Source organism: Bhargavaea beijingensis, assembly GCF_900101985.1.
Lineage (GTDB): Bacteria > Bacillota > Bacilli > Bacillales_A > Planococcaceae > Bhargavaea > Bhargavaea beijingensis.
This window is the reverse complement of sequence record NZ_FNAR01000001.1, coordinates 281,763-295,471: the sequence shown is the minus strand read 5'-3', so window position 1 is coordinate 295,471 and position 13,709 is coordinate 281,763. Positions and strand designations below refer to the sequence as shown.

General features: G+C 56.1%; 12 protein-coding genes. 7 read left to right on the top strand and 5 right to left on the bottom strand.

The genetic code is table 11. The features are described 5' to 3' along the window. Nucleotides 1–230: 230 nt before the first annotated feature. The gene (locus tag BLT01_RS01605; protein WP_092093735.1) at nt 231–1,157 is read left to right on the top strand and encodes a DsbA family protein; all 927 of its coding nucleotides are present in this window, start codon (nt 231–233) and stop codon (nt 1,155–1,157) included. A 36-nt stretch (nt 1,158–1,193) separates the two neighbouring features. On the opposite strand, the gene BLT01_RS01600 is transcribed toward BLT01_RS01605, so the two are convergent. Continuing rightward, entirely contained in the window at nt 1,194–1,784 is a 591-nt protein-coding gene (locus BLT01_RS01600; protein ID WP_092093730.1) for a TlpA disulfide reductase family protein, read from the bottom strand. A gap of 117 nt (nt 1,785–1,901) precedes the next feature. Between BLT01_RS01600 and BLT01_RS01595 the strand changes: the two genes are divergently transcribed. Then, nucleotides 1,902–2,105 (top strand): alpha/beta-type small acid-soluble spore protein, encoded by a 204-nt coding sequence (locus BLT01_RS01595; protein WP_063182138.1) that lies wholly within the window; start codon nt 1,902–1,904, stop codon nt 2,103–2,105. 87 nt (nt 2,106–2,192) lie between these two features. Here the strand turns inward: BLT01_RS01595 and BLT01_RS01590 are convergent, their stop codons facing one another. Genes BLT01_RS01590 through BLT01_RS01580 form a run of 3 tightly spaced genes read right to left on the bottom strand, consistent with a single transcriptional unit; the run spans nt 2,193 to nt 6,087 of the window. After that, entirely contained in the window at nt 2,193–3,431 is a 1,239-nt protein-coding gene (locus BLT01_RS01590) for a Ger(x)C family spore germination protein (protein ID WP_092093726.1), read from the bottom strand. Continuing rightward, nucleotides 3,428–4,519, bottom strand: coding sequence for a GerAB/ArcD/ProY family transporter (locus BLT01_RS01585; protein ID WP_092093722.1), 1,092 nt, complete (start codon nt 4,517–4,519; stop codon nt 3,428–3,430). The genes BLT01_RS01590 and BLT01_RS01585 overlap by 4 nt, the downstream gene beginning before the upstream one ends. Then, nucleotides 4,516–6,087: a spore germination protein gene (locus BLT01_RS01580; RefSeq protein WP_092093717.1), complete on the bottom strand. Its 1,572-nt coding sequence runs from the start codon at nt 6,085–6,087 to the stop codon at nt 4,516–4,518. Before BLT01_RS01580 ends, BLT01_RS01585 begins: the two co-directional genes overlap by 4 nt. Before the next feature lie 300 nt (nt 6,088–6,387). Here BLT01_RS01580 and BLT01_RS01575 point away from each other — a divergent pair, with 300 nt between their 5' ends. From BLT01_RS01575 to BLT01_RS01555, 5 genes are all read left to right on the top strand, one after another. After that, nucleotides 6,388–8,499, top strand: coding sequence for a catalase (locus BLT01_RS01575; RefSeq protein ID WP_092093711.1), 2,112 nt, complete (start codon nt 6,388–6,390; stop codon nt 8,497–8,499). 199 nt (nt 8,500–8,698) lie between these two features. After that, the gene (iadA, locus tag BLT01_RS01570) at nt 8,699–9,853 is read left to right on the top strand and encodes a beta-aspartyl-peptidase (RefSeq protein WP_092093706.1); all 1,155 of its coding nucleotides are present in this window, start codon (nt 8,699–8,701) and stop codon (nt 9,851–9,853) included. Between the two features lie 34 nt (nt 9,854–9,887). Beyond that, on the top strand, nt 9,888–11,351 hold the full coding sequence (nhaC, locus tag BLT01_RS01565; RefSeq protein WP_245696832.1) for a Na+/H+ antiporter NhaC: 1,464 nt from the start codon (nt 9,888–9,890) through the stop codon (nt 11,349–11,351). A 164-nt stretch (nt 11,352–11,515) separates the two neighbouring features. Beyond that, nucleotides 11,516–12,232 (top strand): DUF6843 domain-containing protein, encoded by a 717-nt coding sequence (locus BLT01_RS01560; protein ID WP_092093702.1) that lies wholly within the window; start codon nt 11,516–11,518, stop codon nt 12,230–12,232. 421 nt (nt 12,233–12,653) lie between these two features. Then, nucleotides 12,654–13,166 (top strand): hypothetical protein, encoded by a 513-nt coding sequence (locus BLT01_RS01555; RefSeq protein WP_092093697.1) that lies wholly within the window; start codon nt 12,654–12,656, stop codon nt 13,164–13,166. A gap of 64 nt (nt 13,167–13,230) precedes the next feature. Here BLT01_RS01555 and BLT01_RS01550 read toward each other — a convergent pair whose 3' ends face one another. Continuing rightward, nucleotides 13,231–13,557, bottom strand: a complete 327-nt coding sequence (locus tag BLT01_RS01550; RefSeq protein WP_092093691.1) for a nucleoside triphosphate pyrophosphohydrolase — start codon at nt 13,555–13,557, stop codon at nt 13,231–13,233. Between the last annotated feature and the right edge of the window lie 152 nt (nt 13,558–13,709).

Below are 13,709 nucleotides of genomic sequence, written 5' to 3'. Positions count from 1 at the left end.
CCCATCCGGGCCGCAAGCTTCTTTTCATATTGAATGTGTAAACTCGCCCGCTCCGCCCCCGGCATGCCCGTCTTGATGATCTTTCGCGGTGCGTTACTAATCATTCACGGCCTGATATTGATCATTCGCGCCCCGTTGTTGATCTTTCGCAACCACACGCGAGGATAGGACCAGGTATACTAAGGTTATTCATAACGCGGGACCCCCACCCCGTCCGAGGAGGAACAGTCATGAACAAAGACAACCTGATCTGCGACATGGAGACCGGCATTTGCGGCGTTCCGGGAGAGGCGAACGCGACCGGTTTCCAGATGCTCGACTTCAGCAAACCGCAGGAAAAAGCCGACCTGTACTATGTGACCGATCCGATCTGCTCGCACTGCTGGGCAATCGAGCCGCAGTTCCGCGCGTTCACGGAGCGCTACCGCGAGCATCTGAACGTCCACATCGTCATGGGCGGCCTGCTCGAGAATTGGGACGGGTTCGCCGACCGCGCCAACGGCATTTCCGGTCCGGAAGACGTCGCGCCCCACTGGCGGGAAGTCGGCGAACAGAGCCGGATGCCGATCGACGGCTCGCTCTGGCACACGGACCCCGTCACGTCGTCATTCATCCCGTCCCGCGTGTTCAAAGTCGTCCAGAAGCACGACCCGTCCCTCGCCCCTGCCTTTCTCCGCCGCGCACGGGAGGAGCTGTTCGCCTTTAACCGCAACATTTCCGGCACCGCCGTCCTGAAGGAAATCACCGACGGGCTCGGACTTGATGGAGACGCCATCGTGAAGGAAGCCGGAACACCGGAAGCGCAGCAGCTGCTCGAAGAAGACTTCCGGACGGCCGCAAGACTCGGCGCCCGCCGCCTCCCGACGATCGTCCTCGCCAACAGCAACCAGCAGAGCGTGAAGATCGCCGGCGCCCGCCCGCTCGAAGCGTACGAAGAAGCCCTGAAACAGGTCCTCACCGAAGGCAAACCGGTTGCAGCGGACCCGCCAAACCTCCAGTCCGTCCTGGGGAAAGAAAAGCGGCTGTTCTCCAAAGAGATTGAAGTGCTCTACGGCATTTCCCGGGAAGAAGTGGCAAGCTTCGTCGCCCGCGCGTTTCCGGACGGCTCGTTTGAGACGGAAAACATTCTCGGAGAAACCCTTTATATGCTGAAATGAACAAGCAGCAGGCATCCACCATTGCCTGCTGCTTGTTTATTGTAATTTTTCGGCCAGCAATGGCTCATTCAGAGGAACCACAATCCGCTCGATGATCACACCGGATTCATCCAACAGGTAGGTTGTCGGATAAAACATGACTTCGAATTGGTCCGAGACGGTTCCTTCCGTATCCATCAAGACAGGAAAGGTCAGACCGAGTTCCTCGACAAACGGCTGAACGGCTTTTCCGCCGCTCTGTTCGGTCGATGTCGCATTGACGGCGATGATTTCAAACCGGCCGTTCGTGTGCTCTGCATAGTACGATTGCATCTCGGGCATTTCTTCCCTGCAGGGCGGGCACCAGGTCGCCCAGAAATTCAGGACGACTTTCTTTCCGCGGAAATCCGATAAACTCACGGTTTCTCCGTCCAGGTTCTGCAATTGAAAATCAGGGGCCTTCTCTCCGCTTTTGAGACCCGTCTTCAACATCTCTTCCGGGTCTTGTTCCTCTTCCACGTTCGCGTCCTCATATTCTGACGCATCAAATGCCTGATCAGACGGAAGGTTCATCCGGATCATCGCAAAGATCAGATACCCGATTAACGTGATGGCGACAATCAGCCCCGCTATTCTCAGTGCCTTCATGATTCTCCTCCTAATATTCCCCTCCGCTTACTGTATCACAGGTGAACTGGAAAATATCTCATCGAATCGTTCCGTCTCCAGCGGTTATTCTAACTGCACAAAGGAGGCGAGACGAACATGCCAAACAACAACAATTCCAACAAACTCGTTGTACCGGGCGTACGCCAGGCACTCGATCAGATGAAGGAAGAGATTGCACGTGAATTCGGCGTACAACTGGGTGAAAACACGACAGCGCGTGCCAACGGATCCGTCGGCGGAGAAATCACGAAGCGCCTTGTCGCCCAAGCCCAGCAGCAAATGAAAAACGGCGGCCAATAATCCGCCCGAACACAGTATGTCCGTATCCCGATCCGCCATGCGAACGAACCGCCGGAGGGCCTTCAACCCTTCCGGCGGTTCTGTTTTTCATTTTCCTTCCTTAAGCTTTTTAAAGGCCGGCGGGCGGAGCTGTTCGCCGAAGCTGACGATCGAGACTTCGTAGTCGATATCGACATCGGCTTTCTTGAACTTCTCTCCCCAATCGAATTCTTCAAACTCCTCCACGGTCCAGAAGTTTTTCCGGGCCGTTGCGTACCAGACGAACGGCTCTCCTGTGTATTCTTCCTGCAGTTTTTTGATCAGCGAATCCGACGCCTGTTCCATGTTTTCTTTGACCGTATTTTTCAAAGCGTCCCGCCTTTTTTGGCTGGTGGTGAAGTCTTCGAGCGCAATGTTGGAGTTGACCTTTACTTGGACGGGCACGTTCACCCTGATTTTGACCGGGGTCCGGTCTGTATTCACCTTGATCTCGGTGTGTGCACTTTGGTTCATGATGAGGGAGATCCGATAGTTTTCGTTTAAGGGGTCGGGAAATGTGGTCGTCATGGTCTCAATCAGGTTCTTTTTCCTGAGCAACTGGGAGATCCTCGTTTCTTCCCCGTTTAACGTTCCGACCATTTTGCCTTTCTGCATAATGGCCGAGCCGATCATCTGAACGGGGTCCCCAGAAGCTTGCGGCACCTCGCCTGCCAAATATTCATCGTCATGCTTGGTGCCGACGGAATCTCTTTCGGTGGTTGCGTAAGCCGCCAAGAACAGCTCTCCCTCCGTCCGCTGGAAAAAGGTGTTCAGATTGGAGACCGGAGAGAAGCCCGTCTTTCTCCAGTTGTCTTCCATGAACTCATAGTACTTGTGCGGACGCGTTTCCATGGTCGGCGTATTTGCATGGATAAACGCTTCCGCAGGCTCTTTCGATACAATCAGGACCGCTTCACGCCTCATCTCGGGATCGACGATCGCAGAGCCGATGACGTGGCTGAACAGGTCGCCTTTTGCGAGGTTTTCCCCGACGATGATCGTCTGGAGATGCGAGAACGTGATCTCCCTGGAAAGAGAGGACTGTGCCAGTTCCTTCGCTGACAGCAAATCAACCGCGGTAATCGTGACAATGTCTGAAGGCGGTTCCTTCTGAGCTTCAGCCGACTGGGTCGTGTTGACCTGGGGATTGGAAATCTGGAAGGTGACATTCACCTGATGGTCTTGTTCCCCTTGATCCAGACCGATGACAGAGACAAAAGCCTGCGTCTCCAATTCCTGCCGCTCACCGCATCCCGCCAAGGCCAGGATCGCCAAAACCCCCACAAGCGCCCAACCGTTCCTTCTCATCGTTTCCCCTTCTTTCTGAATCGGTCCAATCCCCATAGCAACACAGGCAGCAGGAGGAACAATGCCGAACTCGCCTGCAAGAGCAACTTCCGGAGATGGTCCCCCTGCAAATGGTTTTCCGGGCTCATCCCCAAAATGACGGTTAACCCCGCCAAAGGGAAGAGAAGGCGTTTATAGGATGGATAATTTATCGTTTTGCCGAGCAAATAAGCGGAAATGTACAGGTAAATCGCAAAGTGAAGGGCGGCGCCGATAAACCAGAGCGCCAGGAAAACGGCTTCCACATGGTTTGCAAGGGATCCGATCATGGCCAGCCTGGCCAGATGGTGATAAGGGTACGCAATGTTTCTCACGGCAGGATAGTCGAACATCATGACATAAACCGCCAAAAACAGCGCCATCTTGAATGCGGGCACCCACAACCCCCAGATGGACGCTTTCCGGTACGCCCTGAATGTCCGCACCCGGGAAGCCAGAACCCCGACAATGATGATGTCTGCAAAAAAAGAGCTGTATCCCACGCCGCCTTTTACCACTTCCGCAACCCCCGTACCGGCAATCGGGAAGAGGTAGAGGTAATTCAGCTGACCGGCCACCCCTGCAAGCAGGATCATCGACGTCACCATAAAGACCGGGACCACCAGCAAGGCTGTCCGGCCAATCGCCTCCAGCCCTCTATGCGCAATAAAAAATGCCGCACCTAAAATCAGGACCACCATTACCATCAGCATGGCGGTATCAGGATAATACATCGTCGTGACAATATCCGAGTAGCTCCGGCTATTGAGTACCGCTGAGGAATAGACGGCGGCGAACAGGAGGAAGGTGATCAAGCGCCCAAAAAAGTTTCCGGTCAGCTCCGATACCAGTTCGAGCAGGTCTGCATCGGACTTTTTCATAAGAGAGAGCATCATCAGCAGTGGCACGAACAGGGCAACCGCAGAGATCAGCGGCATCATCCAGGCTGCGGTGAGTCCCGCTTCAAGCAGCATATTTGGCGTTGAGTTGGTGATACGGATCGCCATCATCCCGTACAGGATGGAGAAAAACTCCCTTGTGCCGATTTTGCCGTCGGACACTTGGATCACGGGCGGTCCCCTCCCTCAGGCTTCGCCCTTACGGCATTCCGCGGTTTCATGGATAGAGGGCGGAGCCACTGTTTCCTGACAATCGGCCGCAAAAACAGATCCCTGGACGACGGCATATGAGGGGCAAGAGGAGCGAAAAACGGCACACCGAACGACTTGATCGAAGTGGCGTAAGCCAGCATGACGGCAAACGTCAGAGCGATCCCGACAAACCCCATCAGATGGGCTGACAATACAAAAGTAAAACGGAGAATGCGCGTCATCACGCTGAGCCCGACGTCCGGGATGGCGAACGATGAAAGGCCGGTGATGGCGATGACGACGACGAGCAGGGGGCTGACCAGGTTGGCCTGGACAGCCGCCTGGCCGAGGATCAGCGCCCCGACGATTCCGATGGTCGTGCCGAGCGGGGTCGGCACGCGGATGCCCGCTTCCCTCAGGATTTCAAACGTGAGTTCCAGCAGGAGCAGCTCCAACAGCGTGGGAAACGGGACCCGCTCCCTGGAAGCCGCAATCGCCAGCATCAGGTCTGTCGGAATCATCTCAGGATGAAAAGTGACGACAGCCAGATAGATCGCCGGCATCAGCAAGGAGAAAAACAGCGCACACAATCGGATGATCCTCGCGAAGTTGCCATAGGCCCATCTCAGGAACTGGTCCTCCGCCGTATGGTATAGCGACCAAAAGGTGATCGGGGCAATGAGCGCATCAGGTGAGTTATCCATCAGCAACACGACATGCCCTTCCAAGAGGAACGAACCCGCCCGGTCCGGCCGCTCGGTCGTCATCGTGGAAGGAAACAGCGAATACGGCCGTACTTCCAACAGCTCTTCCATCTGGGAAAGCGTCAGGATGGCGTCCCTGTCCACCTGTGAAATCTTTTCCTTCACATTTTCGACCAATTGCGGATCCGCGATGTGGCTCATGTATAAGACAGAGATCTCTTGGGGGGATTGGCTGCCGACTGTCATCGTCTCGGATACAAGCCGGTGATCCTTCACCTGCCTGCGGATGAGGGATTGATTGATGGCCGACGATTCCACAAAGGCGCTTTTCGGCCCTTTGATCACGATTTCCCGGCTCGGCTCGGCAACCGAGCGATTTTCAAAACCGGCGGTCTCAACCGCGATGGCCTGTTTCTCACCGTCAATCAACAGGATGGCGCTTCCATTGATCAGTTTGGCAACGGCCTGGTTGAGGTCTCCGATGGTTTCTCTGCCGGAGATGGTCAAGACATTGTTTTTGAGTTCATCCACCAGGTGATCCACAGATTCCCCGCCCGGTTTCGGTTTCAGTTCCAGCAGAGGCTGGATCACCTGTTTGGCGATTTTGTCTGAATCGGAAGCCCCGTCGACGAACAACACCATCGCCCTGCGGTCCACAGACGGAATCTGCAGTTCCCGCTGTTTCAGGGCACTGTTGAGGGGATATTGGAACAGGTCTTCAAACCGCTTCGTATTGACATCGAGCACCTCGGAAAAGGGTTCCTTCGGAATCGCGTCCTGCTCCCCTCCACCTTCCGGCTGCCCGCTCTGACCATTGAACAGCCGCTTCAGAAAATCACTCATCTTCTGCACCTCCCCCTAACAGCGATGGATTCATAGAAGAAGGATGGACTGAAATTCTTCGAGTTAACCATGTTTCTCAAGGAAGAATGTGAGTCTCGGGATAAAAAATGATTCCGGCAGCATACCGGAATCAAGCGGGGCTATGGGGGCATGTCCGTTCCACCCGGCCGTCCGGACGTTATTTTCGCTCCGCGGCCCATCCGCGTCTTCGGTTACCCCCCTCATCCGCACAAAGGGAATGTTCCCCTACCCGCAAGCATACATTTACAGGCGAATGGAAAAGAAAGGACGGGTGATGACATGGATCCGTTTCCACCAGGGCCGGAAAACGAAGGCCAGGGCGGCGAAGGCAGCGACGACTACAAAGGCCTGGAAGCCTTCGAAGGTCCCGACAACCCGAAGCAGCAGCAATTAGACGAGTACCGCATCCGGAACACCGGCAACCCGCTGACGACAAACTCGTCGTTGAAGAAGGCCGGCGACTCGGAGCAGTTGAAGGCCGGCGTCCGCGGCCCGGCGCTCCGGCAGGATCACTTGTTTTTCGAGAAGATGACCCACTTCCTCAGGGAAGAGATCCCGGAGCGTGTCGTCCACGCGCGGGGCTACGGGGCGTACGGCGAGTTTGAGTGCTATGAGTCGATGGCGGAGTTCACAAAAGCCGGGTTTCTCCAGAAGCCCGGAAAAAAGACGCCGACGTTCGTCCGGTTCTCCACCGTCCAGGGGCCGCGGGGCTCGTACGACACCGCACGCGACCTCCGCTGCAAGGGCGTGAAATTCTACACCGAGGAAGGCAACTATGACCTGACGACGATTGCGATGCCGGTCCTGATCAACCAGGACGCCATGAAGTTCCCGGACGTGATCCATGCCTACCAGTCCAAGGCGGACGACGGCATCCCGACCGCATCCGGAGCCCACGACATGTTCTGGGACTATGTCGCGAACAACCAGGAAGCCCTCCACATGACGCTCTGGGTCATGTCCGACCGCGGCATTCTCCGGAGCTACCGGATGATGGAATCCTGGGCGATCAACACATACCTGTTCGTGAACGCGGAAGAAATCCCGACCTTTGTCCGGTTTGTCTGGAAGCCGGTGCTCGGCGTCCACTCGCTGCTTCAGGACGAAGCGCTCAAGATCGGCGGAATCGACCCGGACTTCCACCGCCGCGACCTCCGCGAAGCGATCGACAAGGGCTATTACCCGGAATATGAGCTAGGCGTCCAACTGATCCCGATGGACGACGAGTTCAAATTCGACTTCGATGTGCTCGACCCGGCGAAGTTCTGGCCGGAGGAACTCGTCCCGGTCAAGCTGATCGGCAAGATGACCCTGAACCGCAACATCTCGAACGAGCACGCCGAATCCGAGCAGGTCGCCTTCAACCCGGCAAACGTCGTCCCGGGCATCGACTTCTCGAATGATCCGGTGCTGCAGGGCCGCCTCATGGCCTACCAGAGCGCCCAGTACCACCGGCTCGGCAGCGCGAACTTCCAGGACCTCCCGATCAACCGTCCGCTCTGCCCGTTCACAAACAACACCCGGCGCGGCCACATGCGGTACCGGATCGACACGGACCAGGTGAACTACCACCAGAACTCGCTCGCCGATAACACCCCGTACACTGTCCCGGTCGATGAAGGCGGCTACGAATACTACCCGACGCGGGTCGAGGGCCACAAAATCCGCGCCCGGAGCGAATCGTTCAATGACTGGTTCTCCCAGCCTCGCATTTTCTGGAACTCCCTCACCCCGGTCGAGAAACAGCACACGATCGAAGGGCTCAGCTACCAGCTCGGAAAATGCCGGAACCAATCCGTCCGCGAACAGAACGTCGACATCCTCGCCAAAGTCGACGAAGGCATGGCCGCCGTCGTCGCCGACAACATCGGCGTCCGGCGCTCGGCCAATTCCCAGGTGGACGCGGAAGCCCGCTACCCGTCGCTGAGCCAGTACACCACACCGAAATCCCCCGCCACACAGAAAGCCGGCGTCCTGATCGGCGACGGCTACGACAGCCAGGAAGTCGGCCGCACTCTCGAGACCCTGAAGCAAAACGGCGTCTTCGTCGCCATCATCTCCGACACCCTCAACCCGGTCAGAGGCTCTGACGGCTCGACGCTCAAGGTCGACGAAACGTTCCTCACCTACAGCCCGTACCTCGTCGACTCGGTCTACGTCGTCGGCGGAAGCGCGAGGAATCAGGTGAAATTCGACCGCGACATCGTCGAATTCGTCCGCGTCGCCTACACCCACTTCAAGCCGATCGGCGTCGCCACCACCGGCCAGAACTACGTGATCGCCACCCCGCAGAACAACCTCGCCGGCGTCGTGTATGCGGCGGATAACCCGAACTTCGGCGACGAGTTTGTGGACGCGATCGGGACGATGAGGTTTTGGAATCGGACATAATCATGTACTGTCTCAGATTCAGCTGAAGCTGAAAATCTGAGACGTTTTTTGTTAGTCAAGTTACACGGAAATCATATTCACCCATTTGAAAATGAAGGCGCAAAAACCCTTCTTTATTTTTAATATTATTACTTTATTAATTTTAGTGACACGAAAGAGTAGTTTGAATATAGTAATCAAATAAGGAGGCTGATGCGACATGTTGACTTTAATCAAAAATGCTGAAATTTATGCTCCAGAACCCCTCGGAAGCCATTCCATCCTGTTCGCGGGCAATGAAGTCCTTAAAATCGGAGAAATCGACGAAGCCGCCTTTAAGAACTCCGGCGCCGAGGTGAAGATCATCGATGCCGAAGGGAATCTCGTCATTCCCGGGCTGATCGATCCCCATGTCCACTTTATCGGAGGAGGCGGCGAAGGCGGCTTCGCCACACGCACGCCTGAACTGCAGCTGAGCGATATGATCAGCGGCGGAATCACGACCGCGGTCGGCCTGCTCGGCACCGACGGCACGACCCGGCACATGACCTCCCTTCTTGCGAAAGCCCGTGGCCTCGAGGAGGAAGGTGTCACCACCTACATATATACCGGAAACTATGACGTCGACACCCCGACGATCACCGGCAGTGCGAAAGACGACATCATCCTCATCGACAAAGTGGTCGGAATCGCCGAAATCGCCATCTCGGATTCCCGCTCCGGCCAGCCGACCGTCGAAGAACTGTCCAAACTGGCGGGACAGGCACGGGTCGGAGGACTCCTCAGCGGAAAAGCCGGCGTCGTCCACTTCCACACCGGCCCGGGAAAGGCCTATCTTTCCCAGCTGCACGAACTGCTTGACCATTACGAGATTCCGCCGACCACGCTTTATGCGACCCACATCACACGCAGCCGGGGTCTCGTAGATGATGCGATCCGCCTGGCCGCACGCGGCTCGTTCGTCGACATTACCGCGGACGGCAAGACCGGCGAATGGATCCGTTACTACAAGGAAAACGGCGGCGACATGAACCAGCTGACCGTCTCGTCCGACGGCAATGGCAGCCTGCCCGTCTTCAACGAAGCCGGCGTGATGACCGGTCTCGGCGTCGCCAGCATGAGGACGCTGTACGAGCAGTTCGTTTCAAGCGTGAACGAGCACGGCCTCCCGCTCGGAGAAGTTCTCCCGCTCTTCACTTCCAACACTGCACGCGCGCTTAAACTGGACCGCAAAGGCATCGTTTCAGAAGGTGCCGATGCCGACCTGCTCATTCTCGACAAGGACACGCTCGCCCTGCGCGACGTCTTCGCCAAAGGACGGCGCCTGATGGAAGACGGCGAAATCATCGTGTTCGGCACGTTCGAGAAACACTGACCCCCATGACACATCCACCACAAGGAGGCACCCGTTGACCGCTCGAAAACCGAATCTGTTTGAAGCTTTTTCCCCGATTGTCGTGATGCTGCTATTGCTCGCCATCGGCTACGGCGTCTTTAAGTTCCCGCCTGAGCCGCTCCTGATCCTGGCATCCCTGTACGCCGGGCTCGTGGCCCTCCGCGTCGGCCTGAAATGGGATGAGATGATGGAAGGCATCCAGGACAAGATCCGCCAGGCGATGCCATCGATCCTCATCCTCATTTCGATCGGCATCCTGATCGGGACATGGATGATTGCCGGAACCATCCCGATGCTCATCTACTACGGCATTGAAATCATCAACCCGACCTACCTGATTGTGATCGCCTTTATCGTCTCCGCCCTGATCTCGATTGTCACCGGAACCTCCTGGGGCTCCGTCGGAACAGTCGGCGTGGCGCTCATGGGCATCGCCACCGGTCTCGACGCGAACCTCGCCGCAACCGCAGGCGCCATCGTGTCCGGCGCCTACTTCGGGGACAAGCTGTCCCCACTGTCCGACACGACCAACCTCGCGCCGATCGCCGCGGGAAGCGAACTGTACGAACACATCAAGCACATGCTCTGGACGACCATCCCCGCCGCTGTCATCGCGATGATCATCTACCTGATCGCCGGATTCAATCTGGACACCGGCAACGCCGGCACACCGGAGACGATGATCACCATGCTGGCGCAGCTCCAAGAGATGTTCACATTCAGCTGGCTTCTCCTGCTGCCGCCGGCCATCGTCCTGTTCGGCTCGATCAAGAAGTACCCGACCCTCCCGGTCATCATCCTGTCGTCGATCGTGGCAGCGGTCCTAGCCTGGCTGGTCCAGGGCGTCAGCGCGTCGAACATCTTCGCTTCGACCGTTTCCGGATTCACCGTGGAGATGGTTGAACGGGACGGATTCGACCCGGCCGGCGTCATCTTCGAGGTGACCCGCCTCGTCAACCAGGGCGGCATGCAGTCCATGACCGGCGTCGTCCTGATCGCCTTCGCCGCCTTTATCTTCGCAGGCATCCTGACGAAGATGGGCGCGCTCGAAGTCATCATCGACGCCCTCATGAAGATCGTCAAACGCACAGGGGACCTGATCCTGTCAACCGTCCTTTCGTGCATCACGATGGCACTCGTCACCGGCAACTCCTACCTGTCCATCATCGTCCCGGGGGAAATCTACAAAGACACCTACAAGGTCAAAGGCCTCGCCGCCAAGAACCTCTCCAGGACCCTCGAAGACTCCGGCACCGTCGTCGTGCCGCTGATCCCTTGGTCGTCCGCAGGCGTCTTCATGGCCGGCACCCTCGGCGTCTCCACCTTCAGCTACGCGCCGTGGGCCATCCTCTGCTATACCGGGTTCATCTTCGCGATCATCCTCGGCTACACGGGAATCGGCATCGCCAAAGCGACGAAAGAAGTGGCCGAGGAAAAGATGGAACACACATCGAAGGAAGCTGTCACGACCAAGTAAGAATCGTTCACTACTGAAACATCAAGCCCCCGGATCTGTAAGGATTCCGGGGGCTTTCAATGTTTTTATGGATCGCCCAACAAGACCAGGGAACCCGCCACGGTGCCTGAACGTTATCAAATGGAAAGAGCAGGATCACGAAGCTTGGAACAGGAGGAGCCCACTTGTCTTTAATCACGCTGTACCAGATCGCGCTTTCAGTGCTGGCCAGCGCAGGAATCGCTTTCGTTGTCCGCCAGCTTCTTCATAAGTTCCGGAAACAAGGCGTACTTACGTTGATGTCGGGGTTCGCCGTGACCCTGCTTTTCTGCTATCTCATGAAGACCATCTTCAGAATCGAATTTTATGGTGTGGCGCTTGCGGTATTGGCGCTCCTCCTCTACGTCTTGTTCATCGGACTTTGGAACGACCGAAAAGGAAGCCTCACAAAGCGGGCAGGCATGATTGTATCCGTCCTATTTATAGCCGCCTTGCTCTATTTATCTGCCATTAACAGCGAACCGGGAGTTGACGAGACCTTCCTGCTGCCGATGGGCTTCGAAGGATGCGTCCTGATCAACTATGAGGTGGTAGGCGCCCCGCCCCTGAAAATCGAAGACAATGAAATCGTGTACCAAGTCCCTGATGACGGGATCATCAATACATCCTCGCCGATGGACTTCGGCTGGGTGAGCAAAGAAAACTCGGGGGCCTCCCGGTTAAGAGCCTTTTATGTAGATCAGGCCGGGAACAAAGTGCAGGAACTTCCACAGGAGAAAATCCGATTTGGAGCCAACGGATCTGTGAAGGAGGAAGGAAAACCGGAGCGGACTCACTATTATCAACTATTCGGTGACGAGGAGGTTGAAGCAGAGGAATGCCCGGCACTTAAGATTCCGTGATAGGCAAAACACTCCTCGCCAGCGTCGCCTTCACCTCCAACACCCAGAACTTCGGCAAGGAATTTTTAATGATAGCCTGTACAATGAGGTTTTGATCGAACACAAAAGCGGCTCCCGCGTGATGAACCGCTTTTTCTTATCGGTTGGGGGCCAGCCTGATTTTATACATCCGGATGGATGACAGGTCACCTTCCGCCTCCAACCGGCCGCTCCGGACCAAAGCCCGGAGAAGTTTCATTTTCGTGAGGCGACCGGGACGATGAACTTTGGAATTGGATGTAAATATGCGTACCTGAAAAGCGGCCCGTCGTGCGGGAGCCGATTTTATCGTTCCTAACCAGGAAGCATTCGGAGATTTCAGATACAATAGGTATATGACGATCGACAAGTAATCCCTTCATATGAAAGGAGGTACTCCGTCATGTCCAACCAGCAAGCCATCCTGACCGCCGTCCAGGAAGCCATCAGAACACAAGGACCGATCTGCCACCTGGATGATATCTATACATATGTCCGCAACAACGAACCGGCCATCCGGCACTACCAGGACGAAGAGGCCATCATCCGCAACATCATCTACCGCCATTCGAGCGACTGCGAAATCTTCAGAGGCACGTTCAGATGGGACAGCTATGATCTCTTCTATGCACCCAAAGGAATCGGTTCCGGCCTCTGGAGCATCTGGCCGGACGAACTGCCCCTTCGCATCCTGATTGAAATCCTCAAGCACCGCGGCGGCCTTGCCACGGTTGAGGAAATCAGGCAGCACCTGATGCTCGACTATCCGAGGCTGTATGTTCCCGGCAAGGATACCACGAACGAGATCAGGGAGACGCTGCTCCGGAACTCTACCTATCATCCCAACTCTAGTAATCCACTCTTTTTTTACTCCAGTATTGTGGATGCTTGGGGGATTCGGCCGGAAATTGATTAAAAGCGGGCATCCATGTTGTGGACGCCCGCTTTTTGGCTAGTGGGAATTACTAGATCATTAATCATTAACCGTCAACAACCTCAACCAAATAAATCTTCTCATCAAACGCGCCCCGCTTCTTCGCCTTTTCCTCCCGGATCATGTCCAGCTGATGGGGTGTGGCGCCGTGTGCGGCGGCGGTTGCGTAGATGAGTTCGAGCATGTCGGCGAGTTCCTCGACGGCGGCGACGGCGTTTTCGGCGGCGAGGTATTCCTCGTATTCTTCATCGATTTTCTTGCGGAGTTCCTGCATGTATTCATCGTCGTTCAGGACGCGTGTTTTTGCTTCCTTGCCGGCGAGTTCGATGATTTCCGGGATCCGGTCGCGGACGAGTTTGTTGTGGATGGGCATTGGATGGTCCTCCTCTTGTTCCAGCTTTGTACCATCTATTATAAATGTTTTCCAGTCGAGGGGGCGGGATGTGCTCATTTATTGCGTCATTCCTCTTTAGGTTCAAAGGGAAAAACCGCCGGGGTTCCGGCGGTTTTCATGTGCCCATAAAA